Here is a 21,624-nt window from a genome sequence, read left to right on the forward strand (position 1 = left end):
CGGCAGCGCCGCCGGGTCGTTCAATGCAAAGCCCTCGCGGTGCCGGTGTCAAGAGCCTTCTCCGGAAAAGTCTTGCCGCGCAAGGCATTCGGCGATCATGTGTTGACAGCGGGCGGCGAAGGTGTTGCACTCGGTTGCGCCGGAGCGCGGATCGCGCTTCCGGGTCCCGTAGGTGCGGTGAAGCGCGGCCGGGGAGTCCTTTACTCAAGTCTTGCGTAAGGAGACATCCGGTGATTATCGATACCCATGTCCATCCGACGAATCTCGTCGACGAAGCCTGGCGGCACACCGGAACCCCGTTCACCGGCGAGCGCACGCTGGAAATGATGGACGGTCCATTCTGGATCAACGGCAAGCCGCGGCGCGTGGACGTCAGCTGCATCATGCCGCCGCCGGGCAACACGACCTGGCGGGAGGGCAACAAAACCGGCCGGGAAGGGATCCGCGAATACCAGGCGTACGTGACCTCGCTGGTGCAGCAGTACCCGGACCGGTTCGTCGGGAACTTCATGTACAACCCGCGGTTCGGCCCGGAAAACGGCGCGGCGGAGCTGGCCTTCCACGTGAAGGAATACGGCTACAAGATGCTGAAACTGCACGCCAACATGCATTCCTACCGCCCGGACCGGGCGCTGGACTGGCTGCGGCCGGTGATGCGGGTGTGCGACGAACTCGGCGTGATCGTGCTGATCCACACCGGGGACGGGCCGTACTCGATCCCGACCCAGTTCTACCCGATCATCCGCGAGTTCCCGAACGTCACGTTCATTCTCGGCCATTTCGGCATCCAGACCGGCGGCGTCTACTGTTTCGAGGCGTTCTGGATGATCCAGGACTCGCCGAACGTGATCGGCGAATCGGGCTGGCTGCTGCAGTCGCGGATCGTCGAATTCGCCAAGGAGATGAAGAAGAGCGACCTGGTCTTCGGCACCGATTCGCCGCCGAACGAGCCCGGCATGTGGGCGCGGGAGCTGGAAGTGCTGTGCCACCAGCCGCCGCAGGGCCTGAACCTGTCCGAGGACGACCTGGAGGGCTACCTCGGCAACAACATGGCCAAGTTGCTCGGCCTCGCGCCGACGCCGCCGCCGAAGGACAAGGCGGAAGCCGAGGCTTATTTGCGCGGCGATATTCCGCAGGCCTCGGCGGCGAATACGCACGCTTCGCATTATCTCGGCTACACGCCGTCGGCGTGGGCTGAGGCCGCTAACTCCTGATTCGCTTGCGCCGGCTGCGGGGTTCAGTCGCACCCGCAGCTGGCGCGCGCGGTCAGTTGTACGTCGAGGATGCGGTCTTCCGGCTGAGTGTCTTCTTTTATTTTGTCCAGAGTGGACACTGCGGCGTCAGCGAAATCGTCGAAGGAATGCCCGGCGGTGGACAGCGCGGGCCAGCTGTGCGCGGCGGCGTCGGTACCGCCGAAGCCAATCACCGCAAGGTCTTTCGGCACGTTCAAACCAAGCTCCGCCGCGACAGTGAGCGTGTCGAGCGCCAGCCCGTCCGCGGTCGCCATGATCGCGCGCGGCCGCTCCGGCGATTGCAGCCATCGCCGGATGTCGGCCCGCGCGGCATGCCGATCCAGACCAGTCCGGACGACGTTGCCCGCACTCCTTTTCGCCGCCCGCATCGCCTCCGTCCAGCCGCGAGCCCGATCGGCCACCGGCCCGGACCGCGCGGTTCCGGTGAGACACCCGATCTCCCGGTAGCCGTGCCCGAGCAGATGTTCGGTGGTCAACCGCCCGCCCGCCTTGTTGTCCAGCACCACGGACGGCGCGGCGGCTCCGGTCGGGGCGTGGTGGTGCAGGTAGACGACCGGAACGTCCAAAGTGGAGTGGGTCGCCGCCGCTCCGGCGATCTCGGCGCGGACGAGCAGCAGACCGTCCACGCGCATGTTCGCCAGCGATTCGGCGTACCGCAGCTCCTGCTCCCGGGAGAACGCCGAATTTCCCAGCAGCACCAAGGATCCACGCGCGAACGCGGCCCGCTCGACCGCGTGGGTGAGCTGGGTGAAGTAGCCCTCGCTGCTGTCCGGCACGACCAGTCCGAGCACATTGCTGCGCGTGGACCGCAACGCCCGCGCGACGAGATTCGGCCGGTACCCGAGCTCGGCGATCGCTTGTTCCACTCGCGCCCGAGTGGCGGGGGCGACCGGACGCGGACCGTTGTTGAGCACGTAACTGACCACGGCCGGCGAGGTGCCCGCCAGCCGTGCGACATCGTCCCGGGTGACCCGCTGCATGCGCCAGACGATACCCGAAGAGCCGTTGACAGTCCCGATCTACACGTGTTGAATCATGTGGAGTCGGCAACGCAGGAAAGCTGGTGGTCACTGTGGACTCGCTGGTACGCGCCGCGGAAACCGGGAAAGCCGCCCGGGTGGGCGAAAGCGCCCTCCGTCCGGACGGCGCCGCCAAGGTGACCGGCAGGTTCGCCTATTCGTCGGATTTGTGGATCGAGGGCATGGTCTGGGCGACCACGCTGCGCAGCCCCCACGCGGCCGCGCGGATCCGGTCCATCGACACGAGCAAAGCTCTCGCTCAACCGGGCGTGCACGCCGTGCTCACTCACGAGGACGTTCCCGGCGCGAAAACGTGCGGCATGAAATCCGCCGACCAGCCGGTACTGGCTTTCGACGAAGTCCGCTACCACGGCGAACCAGTCGCGCTGGTCGCCGCCGACGACCCCGAAACCGCCCGCCAGGCGGCAAAACTGATCATCGTCGACTACGAACCGCTGACCCCGGTCACCGATCCGATGACGGTCCTGGACGAGGGTGTCCGCCCCGTCCATCCCGGCGGAAACCTGGTACGACACGTAAAAATCCGCCACGGCGACCTTTCCCGCGCCCGCGCCGAGGCGGATGTCGTAGTCACCGGCGAGTACGAAGTCGGCATGCAGGACCAAGCTTTCCTTGGCCCGGAATCCGGTCTGGCAATCCCCTCCGAAGACGGCGGCGTCGAGCTTTACGTTTCCTCGCAATGGCTTCACAAAGACTTGGAACAACTTGCCCCGTGCCTAGGCCTGCCGCCGGAAAAAGTGCGCCTGACCATGGCAGGAGTCGGCGGTGCCTTCGGCGGCCGGGAAGACCTCTCCGTCCACGTGCACGCCTGCATGCTGGCCCTGCGGCTAGGCCGTCCGGTGAAAATGTCCTACAACCGCTACGAATCCTTCTTCGGCCACGTACACCGCCATCCGGCGAAGATGCGTTACGAACACGGTGCCACCAAAGACGGCCGCCTGGTCTACGTCAAAGCCCGCCTGGTTCTGGACGGCGGTGCCTACACCTCGACTTCGCCGGTAGTAATCGCCAATGCTTGCTACTTCGTCACCGGTGCCTACGACGTCCCGAATGCCGAAATCGACGGCCTAGCAGTCTTCACGAACAACCCGCCGTGCGGAGCGATGCGCGGTTTCGGTGCCGTCCAATCGGCCTACGGTTGTGAGTCCAATATGGACAAACTGGCCCATGAACTGGGCATGGACCCGATGGAATTGCGCCTCCGCAACGCCATGACCACAGGCACGGTCCTGCCCACCGGCCAAGCCGTCGACGGCCCAGCCCCCGTCGCGGAACTCTTGCAAGCCCTCCGAGACCGTCCGCTGCCTCCCGCGGCCAATTCGGACCTGCTTTCTCTTCCAGGCGGAGCCGCCAACACGACGCACGGCGAGGGGGTGCGTCGCGGAGTCGGCTACGCGGTCGGGGTGAAAGCGATCGGCTACTCAGGAGGCGTCGACGACATCTCGACCGCGCGAGTCGCACTGACGGTGGTCAATGGCGCCCCGGTGGTCTCAGTGCACACCGCTGCCGCGGAATGCGGACAAGGCGTCACGACCGTCCAGCCGCAAGTGGCGAGCACGGAACTAGGCGTCTCCCGGATAGTCGTGTTGCCCGCCGACACCCAAATCGGCGACGCCGGTTCAGCGTCCGCCTCCCGCATGACCTGGATGTCCACCGGGGCAGTGCAAGGCGCCTGCCGCCACATCGCACGCGAACTGCTACGCCGCGCTACTGCCGCTTCTGGCCTCCCCGCGCTCTCCCTGGGCGACGACCAAGTCCTGGACCCCGCCGGACGCCCAGTGTGCTCGATCGCCGACCTCGTGGGTTCGGACACTCTTTCGCACATCTTCGAATACCACCACCGCCCCACCCAAGGCATCGACCCGGAAACCGGCCAGGGCGACGCACACATCGCTTTCGCCTTCGCCGCCCACCGAGCGGTGGTGGACGTGGACGTGGAGCTGGGTTTGGTGAAGGTAGTCGAGCTGGCGACCGCCCAGGACGTCGGCAAGGCAATGAACCCGCTGGCAGTAGAAGGCCAAATCGAAGGCGGCAGCGTACAGGGCCTGGGTTTGGCCCTGATGGAGGAAATCCTGGTCGACCGCGAGGGCCGGGTGCGCAACCCGTCCTTCACGGACTACCTGATCCCGACCGTGCTCGACGTGCCGCCGATGCCGATCAGCCTGTTCGAATTCCCGCACCCGGACTCGCCCTACGGCCTGAACGGCGTGGGTGAGCCGCCGACCCTGTCGTCGACCCCAGCGATCCTGAACGCCCTCCGCTCGGCGACCGGCTTGCCGTTGCCGAACGCCCCTATTCGCCCGGACGACATCGCCTTGGCCGGGGAGACGGGTGCGGGGTTGGGGGTTGCGTCGTGACTGGCTTGTCTTGCCGGACGGCCCGATCCGCCCTGATGGCATCGCTTTGGCCGGGGAGACGGGTGCGAGGTTGCGGTCCGCATCGTGACCGGCTCGCTCTTGTTGAGCTCTCCCGATCCGCTTGGAGGACATCGCCTGGGGAGGGCCGACGGGGGTGGGCTTGTGGTTCTCTTCGTGACCAGCCCGCCTCTGCTGAACTCTCCGGTTCTCCACGGACCGCATCGCCTTGGTCGGGGGACGGGTGCGGGGGTTGGGGGTCGGTTCGTGACCGGCTCGCTCTTGTTGAGTTGTCCCGGTTCGCTTGGCAGACATCGCCCGAGGAGGGCCGACGGGTGTGGGCTTGCGGGCCGTATCGTGACCGGCACGCCTTTGCCGACCTCTCCGGTTCGCCCCGGACGGCATCGCCTTGGCCGAGCAGGCCGGAGCGGGCGTGCGGGTCGCTTCGTGACCGCGCTGCCTAACGCGGCCGTTCTGCCTTTCCACCCCTTCTCTTTCCTGCCCGAGGCCGGAGGTGCCCCGTGGATTTCCTGACCCCTGCGACCTGGGCGGAAGCCCTCGCTGTGAAAGCCGACCGCCCGGACGCCGTCCCCCTGGCAGGCGGCACCGACGTCCTGGTCGAGCTCAACTTCGACCACCGCCGCCCCGCTGCGCTGCTCGATCTCACACGGATCAGCGACCTGTCCGAATGGACTGAGCAGGACGGCCGGATCCGTCTGGGCGCGGGCGTGTCGTACACCCGGATCATCACCGAACTCGGCACCCGCCTCCCCGGATTGGCGATGGCCAGCCGCACTGTCGGGTCGCCGCAAATCCGCAACCGCGGCACTGTCGGGGGAAACCTGGGCGCAGCCTCCCCGGCCGGCGACACCCATCCCACGCTCCTGGCCTGCGACGCGACAATCGAGGTCGCGTCCGTACGCGGCATCCGGATGATCCCGGCGACGGAGTTCTACCGGGGCGTCAAACGCAACGCACTGGCCCCGGACGAGCTGATCGCTGCCATCCACCTCCCGGTCGCGACCGGCCCGCAGCAGTTCGCGAAAGTCGGCACCCGCAACGCGATGGTCATCGCGGTGTGCTCGTTCGCACTGGACCTGGCCCCGGAAACCGGCTGGGTAGGCGCGGCGATCGGATCGGCCGCCCCGACGCCACGCCGAGCCACCGCCGCCGAAGACTTCCTCCGCGACGCCCTCTCCGATTCATGGGAATCCCGCTTCCCGCTGCCGGACCCGGTCGTACGCCGCTTCGGCGAGCTGGCCGCGAGCGCTGCGTCCCCGATCGACGACGTCCGAGGCAGCGCGGACTACCGCATCCACGCGATCGCAGTACTGGCCCGCCGGACGTTGAGCTGGGCCTGGGACGACTATCGGAAAGGCGGGCAGCCGAAATGCGCCTGAACCTCACTGTCAATGACGAACCGCGCACCGTCGACGAGGTCTGGGAAGGACAAAGCCTGCTGTTCGTACTGCGCGACCAACTAGGCTTGCCGGGCTCGAAGAACGCCTGCGAACAGGGCGAATGCGGTTCGTGCACAGTGTATTTGGACGGTGCCCCAGTGTGTTCGTGCCTGGTCGCCGCGGGTCAAGCCGAAGGCAGAAACGTCCGCACCGTGGAGGGCCTGGCAGACGGCGACCAGCTGGACGCAGTGCAGCAGGCTTTCGTCGAAGCCGGCGCCGTGCAATGCGGCTTCTGCACGCCGGGGTTGATCGTCGCCGCGCACGAACTCGTGCACCGCGTGACCGCCCCGACGGACCCGGAGATTCGCGAAGCCCTGGCGGGCAATCTCTGCCGCTGCACTGGGTACGAGAAGATCCTGGACGCAGTCCGCCTGGCCTCAGCTCGAGTCGGAGAAGCGGAACCCGCATGACGGCTGGCCGCTTGCGGCCGAAGAGCTGAGGGGGCGGCGTTGACCTGGAGCGACCGGCTCGCCGAGCTCGGAATCGAACTGCCCGGAGTCGCCGCACCGCTGGCCGCGTACGTGCCGGCCGTGCGCACCGGCTCGCACGTCTACATCTTCGGCAGCTGCCCTTCGTCGACGGGAGCCAGACAGGTCGGCTGAGCTGCCTTGCCAGGTGCATACGCCCGGCTTGCCATGCCGTGCCGCGCAACTTCCCGTCCTGCCCGGGAACGCGGACCGGCACCATTTCGCTCGGCCTGGGCATCGCCCGCACCGGCTGGGGTTGTGTGCTCGGTGCCGAGCAAGCAATCCCGCCTGTTCGGGGCATGGTCAGTTTGCCTCGATAGTCGGCCCATCGCGGCCCTTGCCGCTCCTCGCAGGGTTGGTTCGCGTGTGACCGCCAGCCGATCTCGGACTCTGCCGCTCCTCGCCCTTCGACTCCCACGCGGCCGCCCGCGCCGATCTGCCGACCGGGCTCGGTCGATGATGCCTGGGCGGATACCGCGCCTCCGGGCGACGCGGACCCTGCCGCTTCTCGCCCTACGACCCCCACGCAGCCGCCCGCGCCGATCTGCCAACCAGGCTCGGTTGGTGATGCCTGGGTGGATGCCGCGCCTGCGGGCGACGCTGTCGGTGCCGATTTGCCGACCGCGCTCGGCCCGTGGCGTGTCCGTGGAAGCCCGCGCCCGCGGGCGACTCCGCCAGTGCCAATCCGCCGACGGCGCTCGGTCAGCGAGTTGCGCCGGGCAACCGTGTTCGTGGACACCTCTATCGGCACCGATCTGCCGATCGGGCTTGGTCCGCTATCTGCGCTGCGGAACCGTGTTCGCGGACAGCTCTGCCGATGCCGATCGGTCGCCCTGACTCGTTCCGGGCGTTGCGTCGGACAACCGCGCTCGGGAACAGCTCTGCCGATGCCGAATCCTTCGCCCAGACCCGGTCCGCGAGTTGCGCCGGACAACCGTGCTCGCGGACAACTCCGTCGATGCCCGCCCGCCACCCAGACTCGGCCACCATCTGCACCGGAGATCCGAACCCACGGGCGATTCCGGCAGCGTCAACCTGCCGACTCGGCCCGATCCTCCGGACCCTCGCCGGAAACCCGCGTCCCCGCGGCTCGCCCAGGCCCCAGTCAGAGCCCCTTCATCAGATCCGTCTCCGTCACCCCCGGACCCTGTCCTTCCCGGATGAACCATTCCGTCCCGAACGTCTGGGCGAACTTCTCGTCCGGCAGCGCCAGGAAGAACGACTCCTCGCTGATCTGGCTCAGATGCGCCCGCATCGCCGCCCGCTTCACCTTCGCGTATGCCGTGACGTCGACTTCGGCAGTCAGCTCGGCCGCCGGTTTGCCGATGATCATGTCCTCGTCCGGGCCGCCTTCCTCGCCCGCCGCGCGTGCGGCTTCGGCGGCGCGGCGGACCTCGTCGCGGTTCACCGAGCCCTGGTAGATCCGCGGCGTGCCCGCGAGTTCTCCCGCGCGCATGCCGACGCGGTGGACCTGGATGTGGTCCGGGTGGCCGTAGACGCCGAAGTCGTCGTAGACCGTGAGCACGTCCGCCGACTCCTCGCGCAGGATCGCCGCCAGCCGCTCCGCCGCTTCTTCGACCGGGGCGGTCCAGAACGTGCCCGGGCCGTCGTTCGACGGGTCGCCCATCATTCCGGAGTCCTGGTATCCCAAGAACTCCACTCGCGAGACGCCCAGCACCTCGGCCGCCGCCTGCGTCTCCTTCACTCGCCGGTCCGCGAGCTGCTCGCCGTCTTCGAGCAGGCCCTCGGGGATCTCGCCCTTTTCTCCGCGCGTGGCCACCACGAGCACCACCCGGTGCCCCTCGTCGGCCGCCTTGCGCATCACGCCGCCGGTCATGATCGCCTCGTCGTCCGGGTGGGCGTGGAACGTCACCAATGTCGCCATGCCAACGAACCTACCGGCACCCACCGACAAAAACCGGCGCCCGCCGGAAACTGCTTCCGGCGAATCCTCCACACCCTCCATTGTGGACAGGTCGCCCACATGGGTGGACCTGCCGCTTTATGCGCGCGAGGGGTCCCCTCGCGCGCTCCGGCGCTTGGCTTCTCCCGCCGCCCGGCTTACGTTGGGTTCCGCCGACCGAGGAGGCGTCATGGCAGAACGGACGAAATACATTCTGGACGAGGCCGATCTCCCGGCGCAGTGGTACAACGTGGTGCCGGACCTGCCCGAGCCGCCGCCTCCGCCGCTGCACCCGGGAACACGCGAGCCCGTCGGGCCCGAGGACCTGGCTCCGCTGTTCCCGCGGGCGATCATCGAGCAGGAAGTCACCACCGAGCGCTACATCGACATTCCCGAGGAAGTCCGCGACGTCTACCGGCTCTGGCGTCCGTCTCCGCTCTATCGCGCCCGCCGGCTGGAGAAGGCGCTCGGAACCCCGGCCCGGATCTACTACAAGTACGAGGGTGTCAGCCCGGTCGGCTCGCACAAACCGAACACCGCTGTGCCACAGGCGTTCTACAACGCGGCCGAGGGCGTCACGCGGCTCACCACCGAGACCGGCGCCGGGCAGTGGGGAAGCGCGTTGGCGTTCGCGTGCGCGACCTTTGGACTGTCGTGCGAGGTCTGGCAGGTGCGGGCGTCGTACGACCAGAAGCCGTACCGCAAGCTGATGATGGAGACCTTCGGTGCGCAGGTGTACCCGAGTCCATCGGATCGCACTGCCGCCGGCCGCGCGATCCTGGCGGAGAACCCGCAGTCGACCGGCAGTCTTGGGATCGCGATCAGTGAAGCGGTCGAGCAGGCCGCGGCGGATCCGGGTGCGCGGTACGCGCTGGGCAGCGTGCTCAACCACGTGCTGCTGCACCAGACGGTGATCGGCGAGGAAGCCCTCCGGCAGTTCGAAATGGCAGGCGACACCCCGGACGTGCTCGTCGGCTGCACCGGCGGCGGCTCCAACTTCGGCGGGCTCGCTTTCCCGTTCCTGCGGGAAAAACTGGCCGGCCGGATGAACCCGGTGATCCGCGCGGTCGAACCGGCGGCCTGCCCGACCCTCACCCGAGGCCGCTACGCCTACGACTTCGGCGACACGGCCGGTCTCACGCCGCTACTGAAGATGCACACGCTCGGCCACGACTTCATCCCGGACCCGATCCACGCCGGAGGCCTGCGCTACCACGGGATGTCGCCGCTGATCTCGCACATCTACGAACTGGGCCTCATCGAGGCGCTCGCGATCGGTCAACAGGAATGTTTCGCCGCGGGAGTGCAGTTCGCCCGCACGGAAGGCATCATCCCCGCGCCTGAACCGACACATGCGTTGGCCGCGTGCATTCAGGAAGCGTTGCGCTGCAAGGAAACTGGTGAGGAGAAGGTGATCCTGACGGCACTCTGCGGACACGCGCACCTCGACTTGCCCGCGTACGGCGCGTATCTGGCCGGGGACATGGTGGACAACGAACTTCCGGACGCGGCGTTGGAGGAATCTCTGGCCGCGCTTCCCTGACGGATGCGGCTGGCGGACTGGAGAGGAGGTGACTGAGGAATTAGTGGGCAAGTGATGCTGCGCTTTAAGTGACTCGCCGGGAGTGGGCGGCTGGGATCGGTGAGCGGGTGGGCAGCAGTCCGGCTGGAGCAGCTGACGGCCCGGGAGGGTTGCGGTCGGTTGGTGAGGTGCCGTTGGCTGGGATTGCCTCGCGGTGAGGTGAGGCGGCGGGCCGAGCCGAATCGGGCCGAGCCGAGCCGAATCGGGCTGAGCCGAGCCGCGCTGAGCCGGGCTAGGCCGGGCCGGGCTGAGCTGGGCCGGGCTGACCTAGTTGGGCCAGGCTGAGCTGGGCCGCGCTGAACCGGATGAGGCTGAGCCGGGGCGGGGCTGTGTGGGGCCGGGCCGTGCTGAGCCGGGTGGGGCTGGGCCGAGACGGGCACGGATGAGCCTGGCGGGCTGAGTCGGGCAGGGCCGAGCCTGGCGCGGCTGAGTCGGGCAGGGCGGGGCCGGGCCGGTGACCTTCGTCGTGCGGGCCATCTGGGCGGTCAGTTCGGCACCGGTCTCCAGCGTGGTTTCGTCTCCCTGGACGGCCAGCAGGTACTGCTACATGGCGAACTCCTCAAAACCGGGTCTCTTGCCGTGGCTACGAACGCGCTCCACGCCATTCGACAACCTCGGCAAGAAAATCTGTCACCGTTCTTTGGAGACCGTCGCCAGCAGCTCCGGTCCGCGCTCCACCAGCCGTTTCTGGGCGAGTGAACCCCACCACCACGCCAAGGCGATACCGGTCGCGATCCCGGCCGGAATGCCCAGCCACTGGAGCACCGGCAGGTCCGCCAGCTTCCCGGCCACGCACAGCGCCACCACCGGCAACGCGCCGAGCACGATGAGCAGCGTCGTCGCCAGCATCAGCGCGGCTCGGGCACAGCCGGGGCGTCCGCCGGACGACCACGGGCTGCCGCTGCGCCGTTGATCCGGCAAAGGGAAGGCCAGGAAGACGGATTGCAGCATCAGGATTCCGGCTCCGGCGCCCAGGGTCGCCGGGACTAGGCCGAGAACCCACGGATACGCGCCCGGTACGCCGGTGACGCCGGGCAGGACCAGCGCCAGCACCACGGCGATGGGGGCGACGATCAAGGCCCACGCAAGCTGACGGCCGCGCACGTCGGCGCGTTCGGCACCGGGGACGACCAGCGTGTGCCACAGGGCGCTGCCGTCCATTCCGTACAGGTTGCCGGACTGCATGGACGCGAAAATCACCACTGCGACACCGAAATACGGCAGCATCACCGACTGCCCGCCACCTCCGCCGCCGGACAGGGCTGGCACGACGGTGATGACGAAACCGATGAGCAGCGTCGACAGCAGCGCGACACGTCGGCGGGCGTCCCGCCACCAGGTGTAAAGCTCCTTGCGCGCCACGGCGCCGATCGGCGTGGCCGGGAGCAGGCTGCGCCGCGTGCGGGCGCTCTTCGCGCGGGTGCGGGAGGCACCGCGGAAGGAAGGCGTGGTGACCTGGCGGGCCAGCAGCGCGCCCCAGACCAGGACCAGAACAGCCACTGCGCCGAGCAGCGCGGCGAACAGGCCGCCGACCGTGCCCCATTCGCCGACTCCGGCCGCGTGCACCGCGAGCGTGCCCCATCCGGACGGCAGGGCGTGCATGACACTGACGAAGCCGGGCATCTGGCCGGTGACGATCGCCGGGCCGACGCTCCGCATCACGTAGTTCACCGCGACGCCGGACAACCCGGTGAGCGCCACCAGGATGATGCCGAGTTCCTTGCCCTTGCGCGACGTCAGCAGGGTGCCGAGCGCGGCCATCACCACGCGGTACAGCAGCACCACGAACGCCAGCTGCAGCACGGTGAACACGAGCCCGACGAGCGCCGCCCCGGCACCGAACCGCAGGCCATAGAACGCCAAGCCAAGGAACGCCAGCAGGCTCACCAGCGCGGTGACGCCCACGAAACTCGCCGCGAGCAGACCGACTGCCAGTTTGCGACGGCCGATCGGCAGCAGCGCGAAGTGTTCCGGACGCAGGGTGTCGTCCCCGCCTCCGGTCGCGATCGGCGCGAGCACCCAGCCCGCCATCCACACCGCGTAGACGGAGGTGAGCAGGTCGACGGTGATCCGCGCTTCCGGAGCCGGGAACACCGCGATGCCGACGGTGAACAAAGCCGCCAGCAGACCGAAGATGCCGCCGACGATCATTCCGGCGATCTGCCGCCCGCGCAGCGAATTGCGCAGGACCCGCAGCTTCAGTCGGACGAGGACGCCAACCACGCCAGCCCCTCCGCTCCACCGGTCCGCCCGCCGACAATGTGCACGAACGCGTCTTCCAGCGTGCCTTCGCCCCGCACGTCCGCCACCGCGCCCGCGGCGACGACGCGCCCGCGCGTGATGACCGCGACGTGACTGCACAGCTGCTCCACCAACGCCATCACGTGGCTCGACAGCACGACCGCGCCGCCGGAAGCGACGAACCGCTGCAGGATCGTGCGAATCGTCGACGCGGAAACCGGGTCGACCGCTTCGAACGGCTCGTCCAGGACCAGCAGCCGAGGGCCGTGCAGCAACGCCGTCGCGAGGCCGATCTTCTTGCGCATGCCCGCGGAATAGTCGATGACGAGGGTGCGCTCGGCGTCCGTCAGCTCCAGCACGCCGAGCAGTTCCTGGGCACGCTCGGCGACTGTGTCCGGCGCGAGCCCGCGCAGCAAGCCCATGTACGTCAGCAGTTCCCGCCCGGTGAGCCGCTCCGGAATGGACAATCCGTCCGGAAGAACGCCGATCAGGCTTTTCGCCCGTTCCGGCTCCCGCCAAACGTCCACGCCGAACACGCGCGCTTCGCCGGCGTCTGGCCTGAGCAGCCCGACCGCCATCGACAGCGACGTCGTTTTCCCGGCTCCGTTAGGCCCGACGAGGCCGAAGAACGACCCTCGCGGCACTTCCAGCCGCACATCGTCTACTGCCAGCGTGGTCCCGAACCGTTTGGTGAGTCCGTAAAGCCCCATGGCCGCGTCGTCGGACACCGGTTCCCCCTTCCCGTGGTGTGCGCACGACTGTACGCGGGGTCACCGACAAAAAGCGGGCGGAGTGGTGTCGGAGAGCCGCGGATCCGGGGTTCCGGACATCGCGAGCAGCCCGCGCACGGCTCGGACGAGCTTGGGCCACGAGGTGGGTTTCCGGACGTCGTACGCGCTCAACAGCTGGCGGAGCATGGTGAGCGTGTCGAAGTAGATGCGTTCGCACACCAGCTGTTCGTCGGCGTCGAAGAGGAAGTACGCGGTCATCCGGACGCGGAACCGCTGCCCGGTCGGCGGAATCTTCCCGAGCGGCCCGCGATGGGTGCCAAGAAGCCAGAATTCCACGATTACCGCATCTGCACTGTGTCGCAGGGCAATGATTTCGTGGTCTTGATCCGGAAAAGCGCGGCGGGTTTCGTCGTAGTAACCGCGCACCGCGGAATCGCCGTCGTGCACGGTCATCGTCGGGACGATCTCGTAGCGCGGGTGCGGGAACGTCGCCAGCACGTCGTCCCAGTCCTGGCGCACCTCGTCGCGGAAGTGGTCGAGGACGAGCTTTTGCCGGGCGCGCAGCACTTCGGGAGCGGGGATGGCCGACGGGTCCACGGGTTCCTCCAAGCCGGGAGAGCGGAACCGCAATTTAATCCACAGTGTGGGTTAACTGCAAGTGCGCCATGATGGAACCGTGAACACCACGACGCGCCGGGGACGCCCGCGCAAGGGAGACGCCCGGCTGTCGCGGGAGGCGATCCTGACGGCCGCGCTGGAAGTAGTCGACGCCGACGGCGCGGCAGCGGTGAGCATGCGGACCGTCGGGCAGCGCCTCGGCGTGGACGCGAAGAGCCTCTACCACCACATCGACGGCAAAGAAGCCTTGCTCGACGCCGTCGCCGGGCACGTGCTCGGCGGAATCGACCTCCCGGACTTGACTGGCCAGCTCGAAGAAGACCTCCGCGCGATCGCCCAGTCCTTCCGGAAAGCAACGCGCGCGCACCCGCAGGCCGCTGCGCTGGTCCTAACCAGACAGTTGCCGTCGATCGCCGCGCTCGCCCCGGTCGAAGCGGTGCTTTCGGTGCTGCGCAAGGCAGGCGCGTCCCCCGAAGAGGCTGTGCACCTGCTGCGCTCGCTCCTGGCCGTCGTAGTCGGCTCGCTCCTGCGCGAGGCGGGCGCGGGCCCGGCGTTCGGCGTCACCGATGAAGCCGGAATCGCCCATCGCCGCGCCGAACTGGAGCAGACCGAACTTCCCGCCGTCGTCGAATCCGCGCCGCATCTGGCGCGGTGCGATCACGAAGCGGAGTTTTCCTTCGCCGTCGATCTGGCGGTGGCCGCCACGATGCATCGACTCACTGCTCCCCGCAGGTGATCTTCGGCTGCGGGTTGTAGCGGACCGACCGCGTGTGCCGCGAAACCTCCCGGCCCGACGAGGCGTCGCGCAGGATCCGGGTGTCGCTCGCGGTGAAACCGGGCGCGCCGTTGGACGCGTGGCAGTTCTCCGCCGGACCCGGTTTCGTCGGCGGCGGCGTCGGGTTCGACCGCTCGCCGGGCACCGATTCGACGGTGTACCGCTTGGTGCCCCACAGTTTCACGGTGATCGACGACGGCGTCCAGACGGTCTGGATCGCGACGCCGGTGTCCGAGTCGTTCGTGAACTTCAGGTCGATCACGCTGGCGCCGTTGGGGTTCTGGAACACCGTCGCCTCGCGCGCGGCCGGATAACGGCTGATGTAGTAGCTGTGTTCCTTGTGCCCTGCGTCCTTCATCCCGGAGAAGTACGCCGCGTTGTACAGCGTGGTGGCGAACTGCGAAATGCCGCCGCCGACCTCGCGGGCAGGCGCGCCGTTCTCGATCACGCCCGCTTCGACGTAGCCCTGCGGACGCCCGCGCGCGCCGGTGAACCCGTTGAGGCTGAACGTTTCTCCCGGCTTCACGATCGCGCCGTTCACCTTCTCGGCGACCACGCGGATGTTCGTGCCGGAGTCGGGCGCGAACCCGCCGGTGCTGAATTCGCCGATGACTTCCTTGACGCCCAGCTTGTCCGCCTGCTCGGTGGTGACCTTCGCGGGCGTCTTCTTGTAGATCGCCTTCAGCTCGCGGCTGTCGGTCTGCTTCAGCGTGTTCGGCAGCGGCTTGAGGCTCTGCTCCCAGTCGACGGTGTTGCCGTCCGCGGACGGTTCGACGACCGGTTTGCCGCCGGAGAACGCGATGGCCGCGTCCTTGCCCTCCTGCTCGGTCGACTTCAGCTGCGGCGCGAGCGCGTCGGTGACCTTCTTCGGGTCGACCTGCGGGGCGAGGCCGCCGCCGTCGCCGGGCACGAACGTGAGCGCGCCGGCGATCTGCTCCGGGGTCAGCGTCGCGTCCGCGCCTTCGCCCTTGACGACGATCGGCGCGGACACCGCGGGCTTGGCGAATTCGGCGAGCGCCCGCTGGACGCCCTCAGCGGTGGTGCGCACCGGCGTCGGCGCGACCGGGAGAGTCAGCTCGTTGCTGGAAGCCCAGCCGCTCAGCACCTTCGCCCGCGCCGCCGCGACATCCAGCTTTTGCCCGGCCTGCGGCGGGACCGCGACCGGCGTGGTGCCGTCGAACCGGATCGTGCCTTCCACGGGCTCGCGGTCGACGCGTCCGCGCAGGTCCTCGAGCGCCGGGTCGAGCTTGTCGGCCTCGGTGTGCGAGACCACGCCCAGCTCGCGAGTGCTGAAGAACGACGCGAGCCGCGTGAAGGGGTTGATCGGCTGGTCGCCCGCCTGGTCGAGGGTGCCGCTCCAGTCGAGCCCCAGCCCGGCCTCGGTCGGCGAAAGCTTGGTGTGCGCGTTGCCCGCGGTGACGGTGAGCGGCTGGGTGAGCCGCGGCTCGATCTTCCCGCGCAGCTCGCGTTCGGCGACCGGCCGCTCCAGCCCGCCGACGTCCACGCCGGCCACGACGACGCCGCGCGGCACCCGGCCCTGGCTGGTCAGCAGGTCGATGAGGTAGGCGACGACCAGGACGCCGAGCACGCCGCCGCTGATCCAGCCCGCTTTGCGCAGGCCGCGCCTTCGCGGCGGGGACGGAGGTTCCTCGGGCGGCACGACCGGCAGGATCTCGGTCTGGTCGCTGTCGGTTTCCGGCCAGCGCGGTTCGTACTGCACCTCAGACCCCTTCGATTCGCTGCGGTCAGGGGCACAGCGTACGGGCCGAGCCGGACATGCCGGACTACTGCCCCCAGCGGAACAAACCGGTCACCCCGCGTCCGGTTCCGGATTGGCGCCGGCACGGGCGAGGAAGTCGAAGTCGCAGCCCTCGTCGGCCTGCGTGATGTGCTCCGCGTACAGCGCACCGTAGCCTCGTTCGAACCGCGGCGCAGGGGCGGCCCACGAAGCGAGACGACGCTCTAGCTCGGCGTCGTCGACCTGTAGCCGCAACGTCCGGGAAGGCACGTCCAGGGTGATCAGGTCACCGTCGCGGACGAGCGCGAGCGGCCCCCCGACGTGCGATTCCGGTGCCACGTGCAGCACGCACGCGCCGTAGCTGGTGCCGCTCATCCTGGCGTCGGAGATCCGCACCATGTCCCGGACGCCTTGTTCCAGCAGGTGCGCCGGGATCGGCAGCATGCCGTACTCGGGCATCCCGGGGCCGCCGAGCGGACCGGATCCGCGCAGCACCAGTACGGAATCGGCGGTGATGCCCAGCGCCGGGTCGTCGATGCGCTTCTTCAGGTCCTTGTAGTTGTCGAAAACCACCGCCGGACCGGTGTGGGTAAGCAGCGCGGGGTCAGCGGCGATGTGCTTGATCACCGCGCCGCCGGGCGCGAGGTTTCCGTGCAGCACAGCCACGCCGCCTTCGCTGGCGACCGGGTTGTCGCGCGGGCGGATCACGTTGTCGTTGTGCACGCGGGCGTCGGCGAGAGAATCGGCGAGCGGACGCCCGGTGACGGTGACCCGGTCGAGGTGCAGCAGGTCGGTCAAGCGGGACAACAACCCGGGCAGGCCGCCCGCGTAATAGAAGTCCTCCATGAGCCAATCGCCGCCCGGCCGGATGTTCGCCAGCACCGGCACCCGGCGCGCGATCTCGTCGAAATCCTTCAGAGACAGGGAAATCCCGCTGCGTCCGGCCATCGCGATCAGGTGGATGACCGCGTTGGTCGACCCGCCGAGCGCGAGCACGGTGGTGATCGCGTCGGCGTACGCGCGCTCGTCGAGGATCTTCGCGATCGTGAGGTCTTCCCACACCATGCCCACGATTCGCGCGCCGCTCGCCGCCGCCATCCGGTGGTGCGCGGAATCGACCGCCGGGATCGACGCCGCGCCGGGCAGCGTCAGCCCGAGCACTTCGGCGGCGGACGTCATGGTCGACGCGGTGCCCATCGTCATGCAGTGCCCGGGGGAGCGGGCGAGACCGCGCTCGAGTTCGGCCAGTTCGCGGTCGCCGATCGTGCCCGCGCGTCGTTCGTCCCAGTACTTCCACATGTCGGTGCCGCTGCCGAGCACCTCGCCGCGCCAATTTCCGCGCAGCATCGGCCCGGCGGGCACGAAAATCGACGGCAGCCCCGCGCTCGCCGCACCCATCAGCAACGCCGGGGTGGTTTTGTCGCAGCCGCCCATCAGCACCGCGCCGTCGACCGGATACGACCGCAGCAGTTCCTCGGTCTCCATCGCCAGCAGATTCCGGTACAGCATCGGCGTCGGCTTCTGGTAGGTCTCCGACAGCGTCGCCACCGGGAACTCCAGCGGGAATCCGCCCGCCTGCCACACGCCGCGCTTGACCTGCTCCGCGCGTTCGCGCAGGTGCTGGTGGCACGGGTTGATGTCGCTCCAGGTGTTGAGGATGCCGATCACCGGCTTGCCGAGGTGTTCTTCCGGCTCGTAGCCGAGCTGCCGGGCGCGGGTGCGGTGGCTGAAATTCCGCAGGTCGTCGCCGCCGAACCAGCGGTGGCTGCGCAAGTCCTCGGGTGCCTTCATCGGGCTGCGTCTCCTCGGTCGGCAGATGGCATCTGATATATGATCGTACGTGTCGACGCTCGGAGACGCCCGCCTGGTTGAATGTGCGGGGACGAGCGCGAAAGCCAGGAGGGTCGGCATGCCGTCCACGTTCAGCCTCCCCGCCTCCCGCACCGAGGTGGTGCTGGAGGAGATCCGGCGCGGCATTCTCGCCCGCGAGCTGGTGCCCGGTCAGCAGCTGGTGGAGGCGGAGCTGGCCGCGCGGCTCGGGGTGTCCAAGACGCCCGTGCGCGAGGCGCTCAAGGTGCTGTCCAACACCGGGCTGGTCACGTTCAGCCCATACAAAGGCGCGTCCGTGTGCGTGGTCGACGCGGAACTGGCGCGGTCGGTCTACGACGTGCGGATGGTGCTGGAGCCGGAAGCGCTGCGCCGTGCCGTGCGGTCTTCGGACAAGGCGGCGTTCGACGAGGCCGGGCAGATCCTGAAGGAAGCTTCGGCCGCGGATGCCGACCAGACCACGTTGAGCCTGTTGAACCGGCGGTTCCACCGCGCGCTGTACGCGGGCTGCGGCAACCCGCTGATGGTGTCGATGCTGGACGACCTGCGCGACCGCGCGGCGCTGATCACCGTGGTCGGCTGGGACGCGAATCCCAGCTGGCGCAAGGAATGGAGCGAGCACAAGGCGGTGCTCGCCGCCGCGAAGAAGGGCGATGAGGACGGCGCGGCCGAGTTGCTGCGCGCGCACATCGCGGCGTTCCTCGACCACGTGCTCGAGGCGATCGGGGAGGAGTGACGGCGTGCGGTTGCTGCTCCTCGCGGACACCCACCTGCCGAAGCGGGCGAAGGAACTGCCTGCCCAGGTCTGGGACGAAGTCGCGGAGGCCGACCTCGTGGTGCACGCAGGCGACTGGGTCGACGTGGACACTCTCGACGCTCTTGAGGCCCGCAGCGCCCGGCTGATCGGCGTCTACGGCAACAACGACGGTCCTGAACTGCGGAAACGCCTGCCTGAGGTGGCTCGCGAGACGCTGGAAGGCGTCAAGCTGGCAGTGGTGCACGAAACCGGCGACGCGAAGGGCCGTCCCGCTCGGTGCGACGCGTTGTATCCGGACGTCGACGTGCTGATCTTCGGCCACAGCCACATCCCGTGGGATTCGGTAACGCCCGGCGGGCTGCGGCTGCTCAACCCCGGTTCGCCCACCGACCGGCGGCGACAGCCGTTCTGCACGTACCAAACCGCCGAGATCAGCGACGGCCGTCTCGGCGACGTCGAGCTGCATGAGCTGCCTCGGCGCGGCTGAGCGGGTAAAACAGGAGTCATGGACCCGGCCCGCGCCCTGCGCGACATCGCCTTCCAGCTCGAACGCGCCGGTGAACCGACTTACCGGGTGCGCGCGTTCCGCCAGGCCGCCGCGGTGGTCGACAAGCTCTCCGAAGACGAACTAGCGTCGCGCGTCGGTGCGAAGACGCTTCAGGCGTTGAAGGGCATTGGCAAAGCCACTGCCGGGGTCATCGAAGACGCGTGGCACGACCGCACGCCTGCGTACGCGGCGAAGCTGCCTGAGAAGAAGCTGCCGGGCGGCGGTGCGCTGCGTACGGCGCTTCGCGGTGACTGTCACACGCACTCCGACTGGTCCGACGGCGGTAGCCCGATTCTCGAGATGGCCGAGACGGCGCGAGAGCTGGGGCACGAGTGGATCGTGCTCACCGACCATTCCCCGCGGCTGACCGTCGCGCGCGGCCTGTCCCCGGAGCGGCTGCGCGCGCAGATGGACGAGGTTGCGCGGGTGAACGAGCAGCTGGCGCCGTTTCGCCTGCTGCACGGCATCGAGGTCGACATCCTCGACGACGGTGCGCTCGACCAGACCGAGAAGCTGCTGGACCGGCTGGACTTCGTGGTGGCGAGCGTGCACTCGAAGCTCCGCATGCCGGCGCGGGAGATGACGCCGCGGATGCTGGCCGCCGTCGAGAATCCGCATGTCCGCGTGCTGGGGCACTGCACCGGACGGCTGGTCGGCGGACGCAGCAGGCCGGAGTCGCAGTTCAACTCCGAGAAGGTGTTCACCGCCTGCCGCGAGAACGGGGTGGCGGTGGAGATCAACTCGCGGCCGGACCGGCTCGATCCGCCGACGCGGCTGCTGCGCCAGGCCGCCGAACTGGGCTGCGAGTTCGCGATCGACAGCGACGCGCACGCGCCCGGCCAGCTCGACTGGCAGGTTTACGGCTGCGAGCGGGCGGAAAACGCGGGCATCGGACCGGAACGGATCATCAACACGCGGACGGCTGATCAGCTATTGCGATGACGGGATTCCGCGCGGGGTCGAGCCAGCGCAGCACCGCGATCAGATCGTTTTGCGCGAGAGCGACACAGCCAGCGGTCGGTCCGCCGGTGGCCACGTGCAGGAAGAACGCCGAACCGGCACCGGGCACGACTGGCGAGCGGTTGTAGTCGATCACCACCGCGTGCGCGTACGCGGGACCCGCCGCACCGAGATTCTCGCCCGCCGCTTCGTCGAACGGGCCTGGTGTGCCTCGGTAATGCGTGTTGTAAAGCGGAGAGTGCACATCGGACACCCACCAGTCCGAAGTGGTCACTTGCCGATAGGGGAGCCGGGTGCCGGGGTTCGGCTCGATGCCGAAAGCCTCCGTGAGCGGCCAGATTCCAGCGGGAGTAAGGGAAAGCCCTTCGCGCGCGACACCGATTCCTTGCGCGCCGACTTCCTCTGGGTACGGACCGAGTGCCCGTACCCAGCGGTCGCCGTCGTGGTCCCACGCGGCCGCGCTATGCGCGGTGACCGCGAGAACCTGCTGGGAGTTCAGTTGATCTCGTACGGGTCGCCGTAGACCTTCCACTTCAGCGGCGTGTGCAGATCGAGGTTGCCGTCATTGAGGAACACCAGCTGTTCGGTGTCGACGCGGGACGTGTCCGCGTGTGCCTCTTCCTTCTTCATGACCACCTTGCGCGCGTCGAGGAATGCCTTGAGGTAGGCCGTTTCGTCGCCGCCCTGGGCCGGTGGCTTCGCCTTCGACAGCGCGGCGTCGCGGATCCCGCCGAAGCTGTCGGTGCTCGTGCCGGGGCCGTGCATCACGATCGCGTCGTAGTAGATGAACTGGCCGAGCGCGCCGAGACCGTCCGACTTACCCTGGTTGACCGCCGGGTCGAAGTACACGCGGTCGCGTTCGCTGTTCTGCGCGGCCTGGAATTCCTGGGTGCCCGCGGCTTCCTTCCAAGCGTTCTCGAACGGCGCGCCGAGACCTTCGTGCGAATCGGAGCCGTTGACTTTTTCCAGCGCGGGCAAGAACTTCGCCAGCGGGTTGTCCGGCACGGATTTGGTGTAGGCCTGCACCAGTTCGAGCATGTCGCCGGTGCCGGAACAGAACCCGATGATGCCCGCGGTGTAGCCGCGGCCGTCCTTGATGTCCTCGATGTAGGAGTACTGCTTCTTCCAGTCGAGCGAGGAGTTTTCCGCGCTCGACACCAGCTGCATCGCGATCTCCTTCTTCTCCGGAGACGCGAGGTCGCCGCCGGATCCCAGCACCGACGAAGACACTGGTGAGGCGGCGAGCGGGGCCGGTACGGCGGCGGCCGAGAGAGCGGGGGTGCTGAACACGAGGGCGAGGGCCGAGGCAGCCGTGAGACCGGCGACCAGCGTGGGCCGCATCGTCTTGCGCATGAGGGGAATCCCTTTCCG

At 68.5% G+C, this 21,624-nt stretch carries 18 protein-coding genes and 1 pseudogene; 10 read left to right on the forward strand and 9 right to left on the reverse strand.

The genetic code is table 11. The features are described from left to right. Positions 1–230: 230 nt before the first annotated feature. Positions 231–1,214, forward strand: a complete 984-nt coding sequence (locus ACFXI3_RS01225; protein WP_009081542.1) for an amidohydrolase family protein — start codon at positions 231–233, stop codon at positions 1,212–1,214. A gap of 23 nt (positions 1,215–1,237) precedes the next feature. On the opposite strand, the gene ACFXI3_RS01230 is transcribed toward ACFXI3_RS01225, so the two are convergent. Then, positions 1,238–2,233 carry a LacI family DNA-binding transcriptional regulator gene (locus ACFXI3_RS01230; protein ID WP_378397310.1) on the reverse strand — a complete coding sequence of 332 codons (996 nt, stop codon included), beginning with the start codon at positions 2,231–2,233 and terminating at the stop codon, positions 1,238–1,240. A gap of 83 nt (positions 2,234–2,316) precedes the next feature. Here ACFXI3_RS01230 and pucD point away from each other — a divergent pair, with 83 nt between their 5' ends. The 4 genes and pseudogenes from pucD to ACFXI3_RS01250 all read left to right on the forward strand — a co-directional run. Next, positions 2,317–4,650, forward strand: a complete 2,334-nt coding sequence (gene pucD / locus ACFXI3_RS01235) for a xanthine dehydrogenase subunit D (RefSeq protein WP_378397311.1) — start codon at positions 2,317–2,319, stop codon at positions 4,648–4,650. Positions 4,651–5,168: 518 nt separating this feature from the next. Continuing rightward, a complete protein-coding gene (locus ACFXI3_RS01240) occupies positions 5,169–6,047 on the forward strand; it encodes an FAD binding domain-containing protein (protein ID WP_378397312.1) in 879 nt (292 codons plus the stop codon). Beyond that, the gene (locus tag ACFXI3_RS01245; protein ID WP_378397313.1) at positions 6,038–6,517 is read left to right on the forward strand and encodes a (2Fe-2S)-binding protein; all 480 of its coding nucleotides are present in this window, start codon (positions 6,038–6,040) and stop codon (positions 6,515–6,517) included. The genes ACFXI3_RS01240 and ACFXI3_RS01245 overlap by 10 nt, the downstream gene beginning before the upstream one ends. Positions 6,518–6,556: 39 nt before the next feature. Next, positions 6,557–6,691, forward strand: a pseudogene (locus tag ACFXI3_RS01250) (RidA family protein); the annotation flags it as partial. A 988-nt stretch (positions 6,692–7,679) separates the two neighbouring features. Here ACFXI3_RS01250 and ACFXI3_RS01255 read toward each other — a convergent pair. Then, complete coding sequence (locus ACFXI3_RS01255) at positions 7,680–8,459, reverse strand: PIG-L family deacetylase (RefSeq protein WP_378397314.1); 780 nt, start codon at positions 8,457–8,459, stop codon at positions 7,680–7,682. Positions 8,460–8,667: 208 nt separating this feature from the next. Here ACFXI3_RS01255 and ACFXI3_RS01260 point away from each other — a divergent pair, with 208 nt between their 5' ends. Beyond that, positions 8,668–10,020 carry a TrpB-like pyridoxal phosphate-dependent enzyme gene (locus ACFXI3_RS01260; protein ID WP_344287150.1) on the forward strand — a complete coding sequence of 451 codons (1,353 nt, stop codon included), beginning with the start codon at positions 8,668–8,670 and terminating at the stop codon, positions 10,018–10,020. Positions 10,021–10,689: 669 nt separating this feature from the next. Here the strand turns inward: ACFXI3_RS01260 and ACFXI3_RS01265 are convergent. From ACFXI3_RS01265 to ACFXI3_RS01275, 3 genes are read right to left on the reverse strand one after another with little or no spacing between them, the layout of a single operon-like run. After that, on the reverse strand, positions 10,690–12,282 hold the full coding sequence (locus tag ACFXI3_RS01265) for a hypothetical protein (RefSeq protein WP_378397316.1): 1,593 nt from the start codon (positions 12,280–12,282) through the stop codon (positions 10,690–10,692). After that, on the reverse strand, positions 12,258–13,028 hold the full coding sequence (locus tag ACFXI3_RS01270) for an ABC transporter ATP-binding protein (protein WP_067582806.1): 771 nt from the start codon (positions 13,026–13,028) through the stop codon (positions 12,258–12,260). Before ACFXI3_RS01270 ends, ACFXI3_RS01265 begins: the two co-directional genes overlap by 25 nt. A 42-nt stretch (positions 13,029–13,070) precedes the next feature. Further along, the gene (locus tag ACFXI3_RS01275) at positions 13,071–13,628 is read right to left on the reverse strand and encodes an ester cyclase (RefSeq protein ID WP_344287144.1); all 558 of its coding nucleotides are present in this window, start codon (positions 13,626–13,628) and stop codon (positions 13,071–13,073) included. Positions 13,629–13,707: 79 nt separating this feature from the next. Between ACFXI3_RS01275 and ACFXI3_RS01280 the strand changes: the two genes are divergently transcribed. Continuing rightward, on the forward strand, positions 13,708–14,385 hold the full coding sequence (locus ACFXI3_RS01280) for a TetR/AcrR family transcriptional regulator C-terminal domain-containing protein (RefSeq protein WP_378397317.1): 678 nt from the start codon (positions 13,708–13,710) through the stop codon (positions 14,383–14,385). Here ACFXI3_RS01280 and ACFXI3_RS01285 read toward each other — a convergent pair. After that, positions 14,366–16,144: a VanW family protein gene (locus ACFXI3_RS01285; protein WP_344287140.1), complete on the reverse strand. Its 1,779-nt coding sequence runs from the start codon at positions 16,142–16,144 to the stop codon at positions 14,366–14,368. The two genes, ACFXI3_RS01280 and ACFXI3_RS01285, sit on opposite strands and share 20 nt — an antisense overlap. 90 nt (positions 16,145–16,234) lie before the next feature. After that, positions 16,235–17,953, reverse strand: coding sequence for an L-arabinonate dehydratase (gene araD, locus ACFXI3_RS01290; protein ID WP_378397318.1), 1,719 nt, complete (start codon positions 17,951–17,953; stop codon positions 16,235–16,237). A 118-nt stretch (positions 17,954–18,071) separates the two neighbouring features. Between araD and ACFXI3_RS01295 the strand changes: the two genes are divergently transcribed. The 3 genes from ACFXI3_RS01295 to ACFXI3_RS01305 are packed head-to-tail and all read left to right on the forward strand — an operon-like array spanning position 18,072 to position 20,235. Continuing rightward, positions 18,072–18,725, forward strand: coding sequence for a GntR family transcriptional regulator (locus ACFXI3_RS01295; RefSeq protein WP_378397320.1), 654 nt, complete (start codon positions 18,072–18,074; stop codon positions 18,723–18,725). 4 nt (positions 18,726–18,729) lie between these two features. Further along, complete coding sequence (locus ACFXI3_RS01300) at positions 18,730–19,233, forward strand: metallophosphoesterase family protein (RefSeq protein ID WP_378397321.1); 504 nt, start codon at positions 18,730–18,732, stop codon at positions 19,231–19,233. A gap of 18 nt (positions 19,234–19,251) precedes the next feature. Then, complete coding sequence (locus ACFXI3_RS01305) at positions 19,252–20,235, forward strand: PHP domain-containing protein (protein ID WP_378397322.1); 984 nt, start codon at positions 19,252–19,254, stop codon at positions 20,233–20,235. On the opposite strand, the gene ACFXI3_RS01310 is transcribed toward ACFXI3_RS01305, so the two are convergent. Both ACFXI3_RS01310 and ACFXI3_RS01315 read right to left on the reverse strand, forming a co-directional pair. Next, positions 20,201–20,785, reverse strand: coding sequence for a L,D-transpeptidase (locus ACFXI3_RS01310; RefSeq protein WP_378397323.1), 585 nt, complete (start codon positions 20,783–20,785; stop codon positions 20,201–20,203). The genes ACFXI3_RS01305 and ACFXI3_RS01310 overlap by 35 nt on opposite strands. Next, the gene (locus ACFXI3_RS01315) at positions 20,749–21,606 is read right to left on the reverse strand and encodes a chitosanase (RefSeq protein ID WP_378397324.1); all 858 of its coding nucleotides are present in this window, start codon (positions 21,604–21,606) and stop codon (positions 20,749–20,751) included. The genes ACFXI3_RS01310 and ACFXI3_RS01315 overlap by 37 nt, the downstream gene beginning before the upstream one ends. Between the last annotated feature and the right edge of the window lie 18 nt (positions 21,607–21,624).

The sequence above is a fragment of the Amycolatopsis sp. NPDC059235 genome (genome assembly GCF_042754125.1).
GTDB lineage: Bacteria > Actinomycetota > Actinomycetes > Mycobacteriales > Pseudonocardiaceae > Amycolatopsis > Amycolatopsis albidoflava.